The following is a 17,861-nucleotide window of genomic DNA, read 5'->3' as shown; positions in this document are numbered from 1 at the left end:
TCCGCAAGGGCTAACGGACCGGCAACTCGAACGGCGTCGCGGGAAGGCCGGTGCCGTCGTAGAGATTGCAGATCGGGCTGTCCCCCCAGCAGAAGCGCACGCGATCGGTGGGGCCGGCGCCGGTGGCGACCAGCACGTCGGTGCCTGCGAGCCTTGCGGTGGCGAAGCGGCAACTGCCGGGGACGACGCCGCAAAGCTCGAAGCCGATCGGCCGGGCGGCGCTGTAGGGGATCAGGCCCTTGTCCGCGCCGGTGAAACGGATGCGGATATTTGCGCCCTCACGCCGCGCCTCGACCGGCCATGGACCGGAGGGCGAGGCCTTGCCGCCATACGTCAACGCCTCGGCGCCGCGCGCGAGGCGGTGGCCGACGTCCTGCTTGTTGGCCGGATGGATATCGACGACGTCGCCGAGATCGATCGTCACGGCGAGCGCGGCATGCGGATCGGCGGCCACGGCCCGGCGCTGCTCGTCGCGGATCTGCGAGAAGCCGCTTTCGACCGGTTTGGAGACGCGCGGACCCCAACTCGACAGTTGGGCGACGAGGAAGGGCAGGTTGCTCTGGCCGAATTGGCTGCGCCATGCCGCCATCATGCTGGCGAGCTTGCGCGCATAACCGTCGGGCGATCCGGCATTGGCTTCCCCCTGATACCAGGCCACACCGCGCAATCCGTAGCCGCCGATCGGGGCGATCATCGCATTGTAGATGCCGGAGAAACCGGCGATCGCCTCCCACGGCGCGTGCGGCGGATCGCCGACGCCTGCCGGTGCTTTACGCCAGCGCCAGCCTGAGGGGCCGGCGAGCGGCACGCTGGTGCCGTCGGCAAAGCTGATCGCGCGTTGGTCGGCGGTGCCGAGCAGCCCGCCTTCGCCCCAGGTGTCGAGCACCCCGACTGCGATGACATTTTTGCCCGCCTTGAGCGTGCCGGGCGCCAGCGCGTAGCGCCGGGGCACGCCCCACGCATAAGTGACGCCCACCGGCACGCCGTTGACGAAGCTCGCGTCCATGTCGTCGGCGGGGCCCAGCGCGAGGGTTCCGGCCTTCGCCGCCTGTTCGGCGGTGAGCGTGACCTCGCTACGATACCAGAGCATCCCGTTATACTGCGCCAACTCGGCAACGCTCCACTTCTCCCAGGGGTCGAACGAAGGCAGCGGGCGCCAATCACCGGGCGGGTTCGGCTGCCACGGCTCGATGCCGAGGGTGTCGCCCGATTTGCTGCGATACCAGGCCGCCCAGCGTTCGCCGAAGAGCGCACTCGCCTTGGCGGGATCGGTTCGATAGGTGCGGAGCAACGCAAGGTCGGCACCTGCCGCGGGATCCTTGACGAGTGCGGATTCGGGGCGCCAGGCGTCGATCGCCGTGCCGCCCCACGAGGCATCGATCAGCCCCATCGGCACCTTCTGCGAGGCGCGCAGATCGCGCGCCATGAAATAGCAGGCGGCGGAGAAATCGGCGACCGTCTTCGGGGTTACCGGTTGCCATTGGACGGGGGTGGGGAAGTGGCGCTCGGGAATGAGGCTGGTCTTTTTCTCGACCGTCATCAGCCGCATCTCGGGATCGTTCGCCTTGCCGATCTCGCCCGCGGCACCGAGCACGCCGCTGACCGGATATTCCATGTTCGACTGGCCCGAGCATAACCAGACGTCGCCGACCAGCAGGTCTTCGGCACGCTGGCTGTTGCCGCCGCGAGTGACGACGCTGAGCGCATAGGGGCCGCCGGCCGGCATTGGCGGAAGCTCGACCTGCCAGTGCCCCACCTTGTCGGCGCGGGCCTGTATTTTCTTGTCCCCGAACGTGACTTCCAGGCTCTCGCCGGCCGGTGCATCGCCCCAGATCGCGATCGGCCGGTCGCGCTGTAGCACGCCGTGATCCTGAAACATCGGATGGAGCAAAGGCGTCGCCTCCTGCGCGGACGCGGGCGCGGCGAGCAGGATCGGCAGCGCGAGCGCGCTCCGGCACGGCATCTTCATGGCATCTCCTCCGTTAGCGCTAACAGAGCACGACGGCGGAGGCATTGGCAAGCCGGCTCAGGCGATCCCGAGATCGGCGGGCCCGAAGGCGTGAGGGAGGAGTTCGGAGAGCGCGTACGTCGCGATTTCGTCGCCTTCCGCACCCGCGCAATAGACGGGCAAGTCGCGCCCGCCGACCTGCGCCGCTTCGTTGATGATCTGCCGGCAGCGCCCGCACGGGCTGACCGGCGCGGTGTCGGCATGGCCGATCCGCCCGCCGATCACACCGATCGCCACCACCTCGCGGAAGCGCCCCTGTGCGTTGACCGTCGCCAGTGCCACCGTCTCGGCGCAGAGCGACAGGCCGTAGCTGGCATTCTCGAAATTGGCCCCGGTGACGACGCTGCCGTCGCTGAGCAGCACCGCCGCGCCGACGGCGAAGTTCGAATAGGGGGCATAAGCGTTCTTCGCCGCCAGCCTTGCCGCGTCGATCAATGCGCGGGCGGTGTCGTCGTTCATCCCATCAATCCTTCATGCCGTCGCCGCGACTGCCACATCGCTCCGCGAGGGGCCAGAGGCTGCGGATCGTCCGCTATGCGTTGCAGGGCTTCCCGATCTCGAGATCGCCACGGGTTTCCTCAAGCGTCTGCGCCCATCCTATCGATTCTCGGTGCGAATTGACTGCCGCTTCATTCTCGATCGGTTGCAGAACCAGGCGCCCCTCGAAACATCGGGCCTGGCTGCCATATCGCTGTGGCAAGCCCTTTCGCACCTGCACACGGTCGAAGGTCAGCGCATAATCCCGCGCTTCTACGTCTCCCGATCGCAGCAAGACGAACATCTTGCCGAGGGCATATTCCCGCAAACCGTTATCGGGCGAATGCTGGGCAATCAGCCACGCCCCATGCGTGACCTGCCTGCCGTGCCGGCGATTGGTGAACCAGCCGGACTTTGGAAGGAGCTTCTTGAGTTCATCGGTGTTTCGGGCGTCTAGCTCAACGAGCGATGCGCCGAGCGTTTCCTCTACGATACGCCTCTGCTCCAGATTGAGTGTCGGGTCCTCGATCATCCAGAGATTTTGGCGCGTCACTTCGTCTAGCCGAATGAGATGGTGCATCCTGACGCGCAGATTGGCGCCGGAGATCGGCCGTTGTCGTTCCACTTCCTGAATCGCGCCACACCAACGCCCAAGGATATCCGCGACCTTCGGGTCGGCATGGCTGCAGGATGCCGTCAGCGCGAGGAACAGTCCGATCATCCACTACTCCGATGCGGGGCGGCTCGCTCACCCCTTGATGTGCAGCACGCAGATCAGCGTGAACAGCCTGCGCGCCGTATCGAAATCCACCTCGATCTTCCCTTCGAGCCGCTCCTGGAGCAGCTCGGCGGCCTGATTGTGTACCCCGCGCCGGGCCATGTCGATCGTCTCGATCTGCGCGGGGGAGGCGTTGCGGATCGCCTGGTAATAGCTGTCGCAGATCGCGAAATAGTCCCGGATCGGGCGCCGGAAACGGGCGAGGCCGAGCACCAGAGTCTCGAGGTGCGAATCGTCGGCGCGGTGGATCTCGAGCGCGAGCCGGCCTTCCTCGACTCGCAAATGGAGCTTGTAGGGGCCGGCATAACCGTCGGGATGCTTGCGCTGGGGAGCGAAGCGATTTTCCTCGAGCAGATCGAAGATCGCGATCCGGCGTTCCTGCTCGATATCGGCCGAGCGCCACAGGATCGTGCGCTCGTCGAGCGTTACGTCTATGATGCGCGCATCGGCCATTGCTGGCTCCTATCCGCTCATGCACGTTATCCACAAGCGTGACGGTTGAAGCCGGACGCCGCGTGGGCGACTGGAGGCGAGATGGCGCAACCGATTCCCTTTCCCGCTCCCGAGACTCCCGAAGGCGTCAGCCTGCCGGCGAACGTCGAGGCCGAGGCCGCATTGCTCGGCGCGATGATGATCGACAACCGCGTCGCCGAGGACGTCCTCCAGAAACTGCGCCCCGAGCATTTCTTCGAACCGCTGCACGGGCGGATCTACGACACGATCGCGACGATGGTCGGCGACAATCGGCTCGCCACCCCGGTGACGCTGCGTCCGCTGTTCGCCGCCGATCCGGCGATGAAGGAATTGGGCGGCCCGGCCTATCTGGCGCAGCTCACCGGGAATCCGGCGAGCCTGATCGGCGCGCGCTCGTTCGCCGACCAGATCTACGACCTTGCGATGCTGCGCGCGCTGGTGACGGTGGGGCGCGACCTCGTCGACGGCGCGCTCGACACGAGCCAGGACATCAACCCGGCCAAGCAGATCGAACAGGCCGAGATGAAGCTCTACGAAGTCGCCGAGAAGGGTGATTCGGACAGCGGATTGAAGTCGTTCACGCGTGCGGCGACGCTGGCCGTGCGGCAGGCCGAGAAGGCGATGAATTCGGGCGGCGGCATCTCCGGCGTCACCACGGGGCTTACCGACCTCAATGCCTCGACCGGCGGGTTCAACCGATCCGACCTGCTGATCCTCGCCGGGCGTCCGGGCATGGGCAAGACCTCGCTCGCGACCAACATCGCGTTCAATGCGGCTAAAAGATATGCCGACGATATCGAGGGCGGCATCCCCGAAGAGAAGTCGATCGGCGCGCCGGTGGCGTTCTTCAGCCTCGAAATGTCGGCCGATCAGCTGGCGATGCGTATCCTTTCCGAACAGGCCGAAGTCGTCTCGGAGAAACTGCGCACCGGGCAGATCAGCCATGCCGAATTCCAGAAGTTCGCGCGCGCGGCGGGCGATCTCGAGCGGCTGCCCTTGTTCATCGACGATACGCCAGGCTTGACCATCGCGGCGTTGCGCACCCGCGCGCGGCGGATGAAGCGCCAGCACAAGATCGGCATGGTGATCGTCGACTACCTCCAGCTGCTGACCGGCAGCGCCAAGGCATCGGGCGACGGCCGCGTGCAGGAAATCTCGGAGATCAGCCGCGGATTGAAGACGCTCGCCAAGGAACTCAACGTGCCGGTGCTCGCGCTATCGCAGCTCAGCCGTGCGGTCGAAAGCCGCGAGGACAAGAGGCCGCAGCTTTCGGATCTTCGTGAGTCGGGTTCGATCGAGCAGGACGCCGACATCGTTTTATTCGTCTATCGCGACGAATATTATCACGACTTCAAGGCGCCGACCAAGACGCCCGACGGCACCGAGACCGCCGAGGAGCGGATGGCGTACGAGGCGTGGCAGGCCAAGCAGCTCGAAGTATCGGGCAAGGCCACGGTGATCATCGCCAAGCAGCGCCACGGCGCGACGGGATCGGTGCACATGCGCTTCGATCGCCAGTTCACCAAGTTCAGCGATCTCGCGCACGAGGATTATTGAGCGGCGAATCGCACGAGCGATCTTGTCGTATATCGGATGTCTGGCGACGCATTTTCATGCGAATTCGCCATCAATTCTCGCAGTCAGGAAATAACACGGCGCGAAGACGTGCGCCGGCGGGCGTCGAAGAGCGGGAACGGCACAGGCCGATCCGGCGCTCATGGGAGCAGGCATAGCTATGTTCAAATGGTGGCGAATCACACCCGGCGGCCCCACCGGCATCATACGATGTAAGTATATATACTAGTCTTAGGCGGAACGATTTTGCTGTCGTGCCAATTGGCAACGTTGACAGTTGTCATATAGCCACTTGTTTCGAAAATGTTTCAGCTGAAGTCCGTGGGCTGGCGAGTTTCACCTATAAATCAAGGCAGACCAAGTTTCCAAATAGACCTGAGGGGTTTATCGTGAAAGTACGCTGTCTTCTGCTTGCATTTACATCGAGCGTTATTGCCCATCCCTGTTACGCGCAAGCAAGCGGCGACGTTGCGGGCGCAACAACCCAAAGCGATGCGCCCGAGCCCGATGCGAAGCCTGCGGCCAAACAGGCGGCGGCGCAGGACGTCTTTTCAACCGGCGTCGCGAAGGGCCGCGATCGTCTCGACAGCGCGACCTCGACCAGCGCGCTGAAGGGCAGCGAGGCCGCGAAGCTCGGACCGCGTCCGCTCGGCGATATTCTGCGCGCGATGCCTGGCCTGCGCGTCGAATCCGGGATCGGCGAAGGTAACGCCAACTACACCGTGCGCGGGCTCCCGCTTGCCGCTGGCGGTTCGAAGTACATGCTGTTTCAGGAGGACGGACTTCCCGTGCTCGAGTTCGGCGACATCTTCAACGTTGGCTCCGACGTGTTCCTGCGCGCCGATTTCAACACCGCGCAGATCGAATCGATCCGCGGCGGTTCGGGATCGACCTTCTCGTCCAATGCGCCCGGCGGCGTGATCAACATCATCTCCAAGACCGGCGATGTCGAAGGCGGCGCGGTGCAGTTCACCACCGGGCTGGATTATGGCGAGAAGCGCATCGACATGGATTACGGCCGCAAGCTCAGCGATACGCTGCGCTTCCACGTCGGCGGCTATTATCGCTCGGGCGAAGGGCCGCGCGACATTGGTTATACCGGCTATAAGGGCGGGCAGATCAAGGCGAACATCACCCGGCAGTTCGACAACGGCTATGTGCGCATCCACGCCAAGTATCTCAACGATCGCTCGCCGACCTTCGCGCCTTATTACATCAAGATCACCGGCACGAACGACAAGCCGATCTTCACCAACTTCGCCAATTTCGACGTCCGCAGCGATTCGATACTGTCGCCCAATGTTGGCCCGGTGACGACGCTGGACGGCGACAACAAGCTGCGCCGCTTTGGAACCGATACCGGCCAGCACGCGACCTCCAAGATGATCGGGCTCGAGGCGCAGTTCGATTTCGGTGACTGGACAGTGAGCGAGCGCGCGCGCTTTTCGGCCAATTCGGGCGAATTCCAGCGCGCTTTCCCCTCGGCGGTGAACACCGTGGCGGCGATCGCGGCGTCGCAGGCGGGTGCCGGCGCGACGGCGCGCTATGCCAACGGCCCGAATGCGGGCCAGCTCGTCCCGGCGAATGCCAACGGCAACGGCCTGCTCTCGTTCAACTATATCTCGCATTCGCGGGCGCGCTCACTCGACTATTTCACCAACGACTTGCGCGCCACGCGGGTGTGGAAAGCGGGCGGCGGCAATCTGACGGTCACCGGCGGCATCTACAAGGCGATCCAGGACCTCAACGCCGAATGGCTGCACTCGGCGATCGACACCGATGTGGCGGGCAATGGCGAGACCGCGATGGTCAATGTGACCAGCGCCGCGGGTGTGGCCCAGACGCAGGACGGCTTTTACGCGTTCAGCCGCAACGGCAGCAAGTTCCGCCGCATCTTCGACGTCAAATACGACATCACCGCGCCTTACGGCTCGTTCAACTACCATATCGGCAAGATCGCAGTGGGCGGCAGCGTGCGTTATGATTTCGGCAAGGTGCGCGGTTCGCTGACCGGTGCCGATCTGGGGGATGGCCGCGTCGGGCTGATCTCGTACGACGTCAACGGCGACGGCGTAATCTCCGCCCCCGAAAGGCGCGTCGCGTTTCTGCCGCTCGATCGGCCGGCGCCGGTCGACTATAATTACGGCTATCTCAGCTATTCGACCGGGATCAATTTTCGCGTCGCCGAGCCCTTCTCGCTCTTCGGGCGGTATAGCCGCGGCGCGCGCGCCAATGCCGACAAGATCCTGTTCACGCCGGCGGTGAGCGTGGTCGATGGCAGCGTGCCGATCGCGAGCGACAAATATGACGAAGTCCGCCAGCTCGAAGGCGGGTTCAAGTTCCGCCAGGCCGGCGCGACGCTCAACGTCACTGCGTTCCTCGCCAATGCCGACGATCACAATGTGCTGAATGGCGCCGCGACCGCGACGATTCGGGCCTATCGCGCGAAGGGCGTCGAGATGGAGGGCAGCTTCCGCCGGGGTCCGTTCAGCATCATGGCGGGCGCCACCTGGACCACGGCGAAGATCACCGAGGACAAGCTCGATGCGAACCTGACCGGCAAGGAGCCGCGGCATCAGCCGGCATGGACCTTGCAGGCCACGCCGCAGATCGAGCTGGAGAGCGCCACCTTCGGCGCGAACGTGGTCACGGTGACCAGCAGCTATGCGCAGGACAGTAATTTGCTCAAGATGCCCGGGTTTACGGTGGTGAATGCGTTCCTCCAGGTCCGCCCGATCGATCGCGTCCAGCTGAGCCTCAACGCCAACAATCTGTTCAATACCTTGGGCTTCTTCGAGATCAACCAGAGCGAGGTTCCGGCCAACGGGATCGGCTGGGGACGCGCGATCAACGGGCGGACCGTCTCGGCATCCTTGCGGTACGATTTCTGACCCACAGCGGGGGCGTCCGCCACTCGGTCCTTGCGAAGCGTGGTTCCACTCGGCCATAGGCGCCGTCCGTTCGCAGCTTCAGATTGGACCGCGCCGCGTGACCGCCTCCGCCCTCGGGCTCGATTTCGGAACGACCAACAGCGTCGTCGCGCTCGCGCAAGCGGGCGAGGGGCCCGAGATGGTCGAATTCGCGGGTCCCGATGCGGTCAGCGCGGTGTTTCGCTCGGCCTTGTGCTTCTGGGAAGATGCTGGGGTGCAGGTCGAGGCCGGCCCCTGGGCGATCGCCGAATATCTCGAATATCCGGAAGGGAGCCGCTTCCTCCAGTCGTTCAAGTCGGTCGCGGCGAGCGCTGCGTTCGAGCATGCGTCGGTGTTCGACAAGAGGTTACGGTTCGAGGATCTCGGGCGGACCTTTCTCGACAAGCTGGCAGGGCATGCGGGCGGCAAGCTCGACAGCCGGCCCGAGCGGATCGTGGTGGGCAGGCCGATCGAATATGCCGGCAGCCGGCCCGATCCGAAGCTGGCGCGCGCGCGCTATGACGCGATGTTCGCCGGGTTCGGGGGCGAGATCCATTATGTCTACGAGCCGATCGGCGCGGCATTCAGCTATGCCCGGCGGCTGAGCGATCCCACGACGCTTCTCGTCGCCGATTTCGGCGGGGGCACCAGTGACTTTTCGGTGATGCGGGTCGAGGCGCCGGGCGCCGCGCGGCGCTGTACCGCGCTCGGGCATGCGGGCATCGGAGTCGCGGGCGACCGCTTCGACTATCGGATCATCGACCAATTGGTGCTGCCGCTGCTCGGCAAGGGCGGCAGCTATCGCTCGTTCGACAAAATGCTCGAGATCCCCGGCGGCTATTTCGCCGATTTCGGCGATTGGTCGCGCCTCGCCTTGATGCGCAATCGGCGCACGCTCGAGGCGCTGCACAAGCTGCAGCGCACGGCGGAGGACCCGGCGGCGATCGGGCGGATGGTCGCGATCATCGAGAATGAGCTGGGCTATCGGCTGTACGATTCGGTCGGCAAGCTGAAACGCGCGCTGTCGAGCGTGGCGCAGGCCGAGTTCCGCTTCGAAGGCGGCGGGGTGAAGCTAGCCACCGAGGTGCGGCGGGAGGAATTCGAGGCGTGGATCGCACCCGATCTCGCGCGGATCGAGGCGACGGTGGACCGGGCGCTGGCCGCTTCGGGGGTAAGCGAGGCCGCGATCGATCGGGTGTTCCTGACCGGCGGCTCGTCTCTCATCCCGGCAGTGCGCGACATCTTCGTCCGGCGCTTCGACGAGGACCGGATCGGCAGCGGCGGCGAACTCACTTCGATCGCACACGGGTTGGCGATGGTGGCGCAAGAAGAAGACGTCGCCGCCTGGGCGAGCTGAGCGGCGGGCCGAGGCGCCTGCACGACTAGTCGAAGCGACTAGCGGCTCTAGTCGGAATGCGGAGCGCGCCGATCCATCCGGCAGCGTAACGTCCCTGTGTTCACCATCCACAGGGGACGCGAGATGACCATGATCGCTGCGAACAGCACTGCATCCTTCGGCGCATTCCAGGCGCTGGCCGCCGGCTCGGCCTCGGCTAATTTCGTGCTCGCGGCGGGGATCGCGGGCAAATTGCTCAATCCTTTGGGCGCGGGGCCATTCGCCTCGAGCTGCTTTCCGCACGGCTGGAATGTCGACGCGCGCTGCGGCGGCGAGACCCAGGCGAGCTGGACGGTCAAAACCGGCAGCGAGGGCAAGGCCTCGATCGATCTCGGCGACGGCTACAGTCTGCAGCTCAACGAGAATAACAGCGAGATGACGATCACCAACGCCAATACCGGCGAGACCACCCGGATCTGGGGCGATCCGCATGTCGATGTGAACGGCAAGCACGTCTATGATTTCTGGGGAACGACCACCTTCACGCTCGACAACGGTACCAAGATCACGATCAACACCGAGCAGGGCAAGGGCAATCCCGACGTCTATTTCGCCAGCTCGGTGGCAATCACCAAGGGGAACCAGGCGATCGAGGTGACGGGGCTGAGCCAGCAGGATCTGGGCGATCTCTCGATCACGATGGGAAGCAACGGCCACGCGCTCGACCGGGCGAATGACGACGGTTTCGTGCTCCACGAGAATGCCAGCGGCGCGGGCTGGCGCTCGGCTTATACCGGTGAAGTCGCAACCCAAGCCGATCTCAACCTGACCAAGCCGGGGCAGATCTTCGGGCCGGGTTCGTCGGAGGGCGAGACGCTGGTGGGGCTGAGCTTCCTGCTGGGGGCATTCCTCGGCGGAGCGGCGCTGTTCGGCAGCCTTGGGGTCGAGGCGCGGGGGATAATGGCCGCGGCCAGGCGTTGCCGCGGTTGCCGGTGCTTTTCTGAGACGGACCCGACCGACCCTTACCCCATAACGTCACCCCGGCCTTGTGCCGGGGTCCACACCTCCGCTGGCGAGAATCTCACGATCGTTGTTGAGGCGTAGCCGCAAACCCGCCAGCCGATCCCGATCTTGTCCCGATCTTGCCCGGTGGACCCCGGCACAAGGCCGGGGTGACGATGGTTTGTTGTAGCGCGCTTCTCGCTCTTCTCAGAACGAAGGCTGGTTGGGGTCGCCGTCCGGGATCGGAGTGTGGATGCCGCACTCGGTCTTGTCCCAGCCGCGCCAGCGGCCTGCGCGCGGGTCTTCGCCCGGCTTGACCACGCTGGTGCACGGCGCACAGCCGATCGAGAGATAGCCCTGCGCGACCAGCGGATGCACCGGCAAATCATGCGCGGCGAAATACGCGTCGAGATCGGCCTTGGTCCAGTCGGCGAGCGGGTTGACCTTGAGTCGACCCGACGCGTCCGAAGTGTCGATCTCGAAGCGCGGCAGCGCGTTGCGGGTGCTCGCCTGGAACGCCTTGCGGCCAGTGATCGTGGCGTCGAAGCCGGCGAGCGCATTGGCCAGCGGCACGACCTTGCGGATCTCGCAGCAGCCGTCGGGGTCGAACGACCAGCGCAATTGATTGGCGTCGCGCGCGGCGACCACCTCCGCGTCGGGCTGGAGGTTGCGGAAATCCTTCAGGCCGAGCCGCGCGACGAGCTGATCGCGATAGGCGAGCGTTTCGGGGAAATGCCGGCCGGTATCGAGGAACAGCACCGGCACCGAAGGATCGATCGACGCGACGAGATGGAGCAGGGCGGCGGATTCGGCGCCGAACGACGAGACGATCGCGACATCGCCGATCATGTGCTCGCCGAGCACATTGCGCAGCATCTCGTCGGTCGAGCTGCCGCGGAACATGTTGTTGAGCCGGATCGCGTCCTGCTCGCTGAAGCGCGGAGACACGTCCAGCCGGTCGATAGTCCGCGCCGCGAGATTAGCCATGACGGAGCTTCCACACTGGCACGTGCGCGTCGGCGGCTGGCTGATAGACATCCGCATAGCGCGCCAGACTGGCTTCGAGCACCGCAGCGTCGACCGGCGCCTCAGGCGCGAAACTGTCGAACCCGCAGCGGCGCATCAGCGGGATCTGGTCGACCAGCACGTCGCCTTGCGCGCGCAATTCGCCCGTATAGCCCGCCTCGCGGAGGATCCGCCCGGTCGAATAGCCGCGGCCGTCGCGGTATTTGGGGAAGCTCACCTCGACGAGCGCGAGACGCTCGAGATGGGGGAGCAGGACGCGCGCATCCTCTCCCGATTCGATGCGAACCGCAGTGGCGTTGGACTGGCCTAGAAACGAATCGAGCGTGACCGCGGGCTCTTCGTGGAGCTCATCGTCGCGAAAGCGGAGAAGTGTGTCGGTCATTTGTTCCCCTTCCGCTTGCGGGAGGGGATAGGGGAGGGGCTGGCCGCTAGCGCCATGCCCTCCATTTCAGGCCCTCCCCCGACCCCTCCCGCAAGCGGAGCGATGGCGGCAAGCGCCGGATACAGATCAACCATAGAGCGCCTCCTTGAACGGCTCCATGCCGATGCGGCGATAGGTGTCGAGGAAGCGCTCGCCCTCAGTGCGCTCGCGCAGATAGACGTTGGTCGCAGTCTCGACCGCGTCGACGATGCCGTCCTCGGAGAAGCCGGGGCCGGTGATCTTGGCGAGGCTGACGTCTTCCGCGCCCGATCCGCCGAGCAGCAGCTGGTAGTTCTCGGTGCCTTTACGATCGACGCCGAGAATGCCGATATGGCCGGCATGGTGGTGGCCGCAGGCGTTGATGCAGCCGCTGATCTTGAGCTTCAATTCGCCCAGCTCGCGTTGGCGTCCGAGATCGGCGAAGCGGGCATGAATCTTCTGCGCCACCGGGATCGAGCGGGCATTGGCGAGGCTGCAATAATCGAGACCGGGGCAGGCGATGATGTCGCTGATCAGGTCGAGATTGGCCTCGGCCAGGCCTGCCTCGCGAAGCTGCTCCCACAATGCGTAGAGATCGGCCTTGCGGACATGCGGCAGGACGATGTTCTGCGCATGGGTGACCCGAAGCTCGTCGAAGCTGAGGCGCTCGGCAAGATCGGCCATCAGGTCGATCTGATCGGCCGAGGCGTCGCCTGGGATGCCGCCGGCTGGCTTGAGGCTGATCGTGACGACAGCATAGCCCGGTGCCTTGTGTGCCGAGACGTTCTGATCGAGCCAGACCGCGAAATCGGGGTCGCTGCGGTCGATCGTGTCGGCGAGACCGGACTCCCATGCGGGCGGCGCAAAATAGGCGGCGATGCGGTCGAACTCGGCCTTTGGTGGATCGATGCCCAGCGCCTTCACCGCGACGAACTCCTCCTCGACCTGGCGGCGATATTCGTCGGCACCGATCTCGTGGACGAGGATCTTGATCCGCGCCTTGTAGATGTTGTCGCGGCGGCCGTAGCGATTGTAGACGCGCAGGCAGGCCTCGACATAGCTGAGCAGGTCCTCGAGCCGCACGAAATCCTTGATCTCGGGCGCGACCATCGGGGTGCGACCCATACCGCCGCCGACGAAGATCTTCGCGCCGTTAACGCCATGCTTCTCGACGATCTGGATGCCGATATCGTGGAGCCGCATCGCCGCGCGGTCCTCGTCCGCGGCGATCACCGCGATCTTGAACTTGCGCGGCAGATAAGTGAATTCGGGGTGGAAAGTGCTCCACTGGCGGAGCAATTCTGCCCAGGGACGCGGATCGACGAGCTCGTCGGCTGCGGCACCGGCGAACTGGTCGCTGCTGATGTTGCGGATGCAGTTTCCGCTGGTCTGGATCGCGTGCATCTCGACCGTGGCGAGGTCCGCCAGGATATCGGGCGCCTCGTCGAGCTTGATCCAGTTATACTGGATGTTCTGACGCGTAGTGAAATGGCCATAGCCGCGGTCGTACTTGCGCGCGATCGTCGCCAGCATTCGCATCTGGCGGCTGTCGAGCGTGCCATAGGGTACCGCGACGCGCAGCATATAGGCGTGGAGCTGGAGATAGAGTCCGTTCATCAGCCGCAGCGGCTTGAACTGGTCCTCGGTGATCTGGCCGGCGAGGCGGCGGTTCACCTGATCGCGGAATTCCTCGACGCGGCTCGCGACGATCGAGTGATCATATTGGTCGTATTTGTACATGTCAGATCACCCAGCTCCCCGCGTTCGGATCGGCGGGCTTCAGCGTGAGATCGGCCCGGACGGTGGGGCCAAGCGCGCGGATACGGTCCTTGATGTGTGCGGGGCGCGGGCCATCGGGGGTCTCGGTGGCGTCGATCACATAGGGCGCGTTGACTCGTCGGGCGCCTTCCTCGGCATGCGCGATCGCCTCGCCCTGATCGCCGACATCGACGGCCGCCTCGATATGGCGCGACCAGCCTTCGCCGGTCCACCATGTGACGTCGCCTGCGGCGAGATCGTTTCCGGTCAGGATCTTCATTGCGCCGCCTCCGCCATCCGCGCCCATTGGATCAGCTTGTCCTCGGCGTCCGAGAGGCGAACGACTTCGCCGACCACGATGATCGCGGGGCTCTTCACCTTCTCGCGCTCGACCAGATCGCCGAGATCGGCGAGCAGGGTGCGGATCGCGCGGTGCCCTTCGAGCGTGGCGCGTTCGAGCACCGCCACCGGCATGTCGGGCGCGACGCCGTCGGCCATCAATTTGTCGGCGATCGCGGGGCAATTGGCGACGCCCATGTAGATAACGAGGGTGCGGCCCTTGCCGGCAAGTCCCGACCAGTCCTGATCCGACAGGCCTTTGCACTGGCCGGCGACGAAGCTGACCGCGCTCGACCAGTCGCGATGGGTGAGCGGCAGCATCGCCTCGGCGGCGGCGCCGAGTGCCGCGGAGACGCCGGGGATGACTTCGACCGGCAGGCCGGCGGCGCGCACCGCTTCCACTTCCTCGCCGCCGCGGCCGAAGATGAACGGGTCGCCGCCCTTGAGCCGGACGACGATGGCGCCGGTCTTCACATGCGCGATGATCAGTGCGTTGATCGCGTCCTGCGACAATGTGTGGCGGGCGCGCTGCTTGGCGACCGAAATGCGGTGCGCCTGCGGAGCGAGATCGAGCACGCGCGAGTCGACGAGGCCGTCATGGACGAGGACGTCGGCCTCGCGCAACGCCTCGACGGCGCGGACGGTGAGCAGGCCCGGATCGCCGGGGCCGGCGCCGACGAGAATCACGCGGCCACGCGCGGAAGGATCGAGCAGGGATGCCATGGTGAGGCAGATGGGCTTCTGACGCGCGAGGGGCAACGGAGGCTTGTTTGGGGGGACGGAAGGTGAAGTTTGTTCTGCCTCTAATCGTCACCCCGGCCTTGTGCCGGGGGCCATTGTGCCCCGCCCGACGCGTTCTCGTCTCGAAGGGGCTCGCTTGTCTCCCGGTGGACCCCGGCACAAGGCCGGGGTGACAGTTGTTGTTATGTCGCGATCGCCTCTCCGACCGTAGCCAGCGCGTCGGCATGCGCCTTGATCACCGCCCGCGTGCTCGCGTCGCTGTCGAACACGCCGTACCAGCCCTGCGGTTCGTGCGGGGGATCACCCAGCCAGGCGGTGTCGCCAGGCTTGAAGCGATGATCGCCATGGACCGCGCGGCCTTCGCCGTTCCACGCCCAGAAGTTCGAGCCGACGACCGGTCCGCCGGTGCGCGCACTGGTGAGCACGGCATCGTAGATCTGCTGGTAATAGAGGTCTTTGAAGCGCGTACTTCCTTGCGGATCGTAACCGCCGCCGTCGCGCGGATAGCCGAATTCCTCGATCACCAGCGGCTTGCCGATCTCCTTCGCCAGCGCCTGATGCTGCTGGAGATATTCGGCGACCTTGGCGGTCGCGGCGGCGTGGGTGCCGACTATGTCTTTCGCGTCGACCCAGCTCCAGTTGAGCGGCCAGATATGCGCGGTGAGATAGTCGATCTCCGCAAAGGCGTGTGCGGTCCGGTATATGTCGGCGCTCTCGACACTGCCTTTGAGGCCTTCGCTGCCGGTCGAGACGAGATGGTTCGAGTCGAGCGACTTGATCAGCTTCGCAGTGCCCTGGATCCACGCATAATAAGCGGGCAGCAAAGGCGTGGCGGTGGCGATTTCGCCGGCGGGGCGGGGCTCGTTGGCGAGCTGCCAGGCCATGATCGTCGGGTCGTCGCGATAGGCGGTGCCGGTGATCGCGTTGGTGCGGCCGACGATGCGCCGGACCCATGCGTGATTGAGCGCGACCGCCTTGGGATTGGCATAGAATTGCGCGGTGGCGTTGGGGAAGGCCGGCCATGGATGTGCCGGATCGTTGACGTCCATGTACTTGCCGGTGACATAATAGAGATAGGTCATCATCCCGCCCGACCATTCCCAGAAATTGGTCAGGTAGATCACTGCCTTCATGCCGCGTTTGCGCATCTCGGCGAGGCAGAAATCGAGCCCGTCGAGCAATGCCGGATCGGCGGAGTCGAGTGCCGCGCCATGGAAGGCCGGCTTGACCGAATTCTTGAGCGGCGAATCCTCGGCCGAGGCGAGGATGCGCAGGTTGGTCACTCCCGTCGCGGCGAGCATGTCGAGTTCGCGGGTGAGGCGCGCGCGATCGCCGAACGGCGCGGTGGCGCCGAGCCAGGCCGCGTGCCACAGGTTCGCGCCTGCGAAACGATAGGGCCGGCCGCCGAGCAGAAGCCGCGTGCCTTCGCGCCGCACGAAGGCGGGTGCCGCGGCGGCGTGAAGGGGGAGGGCCAAAGTCGCCGCGACTGCAGCTGAAGTGCCGATGAGCGACCTGCGCGTGACCATGTGTTGCTTTCCCGGACCGTTGCCGCACGACGATAGCGGCCGCGACCGGGCAAAGAAAAGCCCGCCGCCGAGCGATCGGCGACGGGCAGGTTGGAACTGTTCGGGGGTAAGGGGGCTTAGTCGAACAGCTCTTCGAGGAAGGACTTGCGCTTCTTGTGCGGATACTGCCCGCCATGATGGCGCTGGCGATCGTCATAATGCGGTCGCTGCTCCGGCCACGGCGCGGCTTGGGGCGCCGGCCGCGATTGTTGGGGGAGCTCCGGCGCCACAGAGACGGCGCTCCGCTCGATGATCTTGTCGAGCTCGCCGCGATCGAGCCAGACGCCGCGGCAGCTGGGGCAATGATCGATCTCAATGCCCGAGCGCTCCATCGGCACCAATTTGGTGCCGTCGACGGGGCAGGTGAAGTTGCCGGTCATGCGATTACTCCCGTTCGCCCATCAGCCCCAGCAGCAGCTGGAACATGTTGATCAGGTTGAGGTACAGCGACAGTGCGCCCATGATCGCCATCTTCTCGATCGCCTGGCTGTTGGCATAAACGAGATACTCGCTCTTCAGCCGCTGCGTGTCCCACGCCGTGAGGCCGGCGAAGACGATCACCCCGACGACCGACAGCGCCATCTGGAGCAGGCTCGATCCGAGGAACAGATTGACGAGGCTGGCGCCGATCACGGCGATCAGGCCAACCATCAGGAAGGTGCCCATTCCGGTGAGGTCGCGGTTGGTGGTGTAGCCCCAGAGACTGAGGCCGGCGAACATCGCCGAAGCGGTGAAGAACGCCATCGCGATGCTGGTGCCGGTGAAGACGAGGAAGATGCTCGCCATCGAGACGCCCATCACCGCCGCGAAGGCGAAGAAGGTCGCGCGGGCGGTCGCCGTGGTCATCCGCTCGATGCGGAAGGTGAAGAAGAACACGAAGGCGAGCGGCGCCAGCATCGCCACCCATTTGAGCGGGGTGCCGAAGATCAATGCGACGAGCGCGGGCGTGCTGGCGACCGCGAGCGCGACCAGCCCGGTGATGGCGAGGCCGATCCCCATGTTGCGATAGATGCCGAGCATGTGCCGGCGCAGGCCCTCATCGTAGCGGACCTGCGCCGAAGCGGCGGCGCTGCGGTTGAAGGCGGAAAGATTGTCCACTGGTGGTTTCTCCTAGGCGTGGCGGGCGCGGCGCAGGGCGTCGCGCGCGATGCGGCGCATCTCGGCCGCATCGGGGAAATGACGGAAGAGCCGGTCCTTGATCGCGAGCCGCTCCTTCTTGAGCTGCGTCAAGCGGAGGCGATCTGGCACGCGGCGAGCAAGCTCGGCGCGAATTTCGCGGTTCCGGACACGGTGCGCGGCGATCAGCCGCTCGATCAAATTACTCACACGCCACTCCCATCGATGTTGCATCGATCGAGCCGGTTTCTCGGTGAGGGGTGGTGGCGGACAGCCGCCAAACCTGCACCGAGCTAGCTCGATGCGGTCCGACATCACGGCGCTTCAGATGAAGCCACCGCCAGAGGGGCCCGGTCC

17 protein-coding genes are annotated in these 17,861 nt (G+C 65.2%); 4 read left to right on the top strand and 13 right to left on the bottom strand.

Annotation, left to right across the window (positions count from 1 at the left end; all coding sequences use genetic code 11):
• Positions 1–10: 10 nt before the first annotated feature.
• The 4 genes from CVN68_RS06855 to CVN68_RS06840 form a co-directional block, all read right to left on the bottom strand.
• Positions 11–1,969: a sialate O-acetylesterase gene (locus CVN68_RS06855; protein ID WP_199560228.1), complete on the bottom strand. Its 1,959-nt coding sequence runs from the start codon at positions 1,967–1,969 to the stop codon at positions 11–13.
• 57 nt (positions 1,970–2,026) lie between these two features.
• Entirely contained in the window at positions 2,027–2,467 is a 441-nt protein-coding gene (cdd, locus tag CVN68_RS06850; protein WP_100281527.1) for a cytidine deaminase, read from the bottom strand.
• A 73-nt stretch (positions 2,468–2,540) separates the two neighbouring features.
• Positions 2,541–3,206 carry a DUF6624 domain-containing protein gene (locus tag CVN68_RS06845; protein ID WP_100281526.1) on the bottom strand — a complete coding sequence of 222 codons (666 nt, stop codon included), beginning with the start codon at positions 3,204–3,206 and terminating at the stop codon, positions 2,541–2,543.
• A 27-nt stretch (positions 3,207–3,233) separates the two neighbouring features.
• Entirely contained in the window at positions 3,234–3,716 is a 483-nt protein-coding gene (locus tag CVN68_RS06840) for a UPF0262 family protein (RefSeq protein WP_100281525.1), read from the bottom strand.
• A gap of 81 nt (positions 3,717–3,797) precedes the next feature.
• On the opposite strand from CVN68_RS06840, the gene CVN68_RS06835 reads away from it, so the two are divergent.
• The 4 genes from CVN68_RS06835 to CVN68_RS06820 all read left to right on the top strand — a co-directional run bounded on the left by CVN68_RS06835 (position 3,798) and on the right by CVN68_RS06820 (position 10,661).
• The gene (locus CVN68_RS06835; protein ID WP_100281524.1) at positions 3,798–5,294 is read left to right on the top strand and encodes a replicative DNA helicase; all 1,497 of its coding nucleotides are present in this window, start codon (positions 3,798–3,800) and stop codon (positions 5,292–5,294) included.
• A gap of 407 nt (positions 5,295–5,701) precedes the next feature.
• Positions 5,702–8,203, top strand: a complete 2,502-nt coding sequence (locus CVN68_RS06830; RefSeq protein WP_100281523.1) for a TonB-dependent receptor domain-containing protein — start codon at positions 5,702–5,704, stop codon at positions 8,201–8,203.
• A gap of 97 nt (positions 8,204–8,300) precedes the next feature.
• Positions 8,301–9,578, top strand: a complete 1,278-nt coding sequence (locus tag CVN68_RS06825; protein ID WP_233503616.1) for an Hsp70 family protein — start codon at positions 8,301–8,303, stop codon at positions 9,576–9,578.
• A gap of 123 nt (positions 9,579–9,701) precedes the next feature.
• Positions 9,702–10,661, top strand: a complete 960-nt coding sequence (locus CVN68_RS06820) for a DUF1521 domain-containing protein (RefSeq protein WP_100281522.1) — start codon at positions 9,702–9,704, stop codon at positions 10,659–10,661.
• Positions 10,662–10,766: 105 nt separating this feature from the next.
• On the opposite strand, the gene CVN68_RS06815 is transcribed toward CVN68_RS06820, so the two are convergent.
• The 9 genes from CVN68_RS06815 to CVN68_RS06775 form a co-directional block, all read right to left on the bottom strand.
• Positions 10,767–11,546 carry a phosphoadenylyl-sulfate reductase gene (locus CVN68_RS06815; RefSeq protein ID WP_100281521.1) on the bottom strand — a complete coding sequence of 260 codons (780 nt, stop codon included), beginning with the start codon at positions 11,544–11,546 and terminating at the stop codon, positions 10,767–10,769.
• Positions 11,539–11,967, bottom strand: a complete 429-nt coding sequence (locus CVN68_RS06810; RefSeq protein WP_100281520.1) for a DUF934 domain-containing protein — start codon at positions 11,965–11,967, stop codon at positions 11,539–11,541. The genes CVN68_RS06815 and CVN68_RS06810 overlap by 8 nt, the downstream gene beginning before the upstream one ends.
• Positions 11,968–12,093: 126 nt before the next feature.
• The gene (locus CVN68_RS06805) at positions 12,094–13,725 is read right to left on the bottom strand and encodes a nitrite/sulfite reductase (RefSeq protein ID WP_100281519.1); all 1,632 of its coding nucleotides are present in this window, start codon (positions 13,723–13,725) and stop codon (positions 12,094–12,096) included.
• A gap of 1 nt (position 13,726) precedes the next feature.
• Positions 13,727–14,023, bottom strand: coding sequence for a DUF2849 domain-containing protein (locus CVN68_RS06800; protein ID WP_100284262.1), 297 nt, complete (start codon positions 14,021–14,023; stop codon positions 13,727–13,729).
• Complete coding sequence (gene cobA, locus CVN68_RS06795; protein WP_100281518.1) at positions 14,020–14,805, bottom strand: uroporphyrinogen-III C-methyltransferase; 786 nt, start codon at positions 14,803–14,805, stop codon at positions 14,020–14,022. Before cobA ends, CVN68_RS06800 begins: the two co-directional genes overlap by 4 nt.
• 200 nt (positions 14,806–15,005) lie before the next feature.
• The gene (locus CVN68_RS06790) at positions 15,006–16,349 is read right to left on the bottom strand and encodes a glycoside hydrolase 5 family protein (protein ID WP_100281517.1); all 1,344 of its coding nucleotides are present in this window, start codon (positions 16,347–16,349) and stop codon (positions 15,006–15,008) included.
• 116 nt (positions 16,350–16,465) lie between these two features.
• Positions 16,466–16,768 (bottom strand): TFIIB-type zinc ribbon-containing protein, encoded by a 303-nt coding sequence (locus CVN68_RS06785; protein ID WP_100281516.1) that lies wholly within the window; start codon positions 16,766–16,768, stop codon positions 16,466–16,468.
• A gap of 4 nt (positions 16,769–16,772) precedes the next feature.
• Complete coding sequence (locus CVN68_RS06780; RefSeq protein WP_100284261.1) at positions 16,773–17,408, bottom strand: Bax inhibitor-1/YccA family protein; 636 nt, start codon at positions 17,406–17,408, stop codon at positions 16,773–16,775.
• 90 nt (positions 17,409–17,498) lie between these two features.
• The gene (locus CVN68_RS06775) at positions 17,499–17,705 is read right to left on the bottom strand and encodes a YdcH family protein (protein ID WP_233503615.1); all 207 of its coding nucleotides are present in this window, start codon (positions 17,703–17,705) and stop codon (positions 17,499–17,501) included.
• Between the last annotated feature and the right edge of the window lie 156 nt (positions 17,706–17,861).

The organism is Sphingomonas psychrotolerans, from assembly GCF_002796605.1.
GTDB classification, from domain to species: Bacteria; Pseudomonadota; Alphaproteobacteria; order Sphingomonadales; family Sphingomonadaceae; genus Sphingomonas; species Sphingomonas psychrotolerans.
Note: the sequence above shows the minus strand (reverse complement) of the source record. Positions and strands in the feature narration are given on the sequence as shown.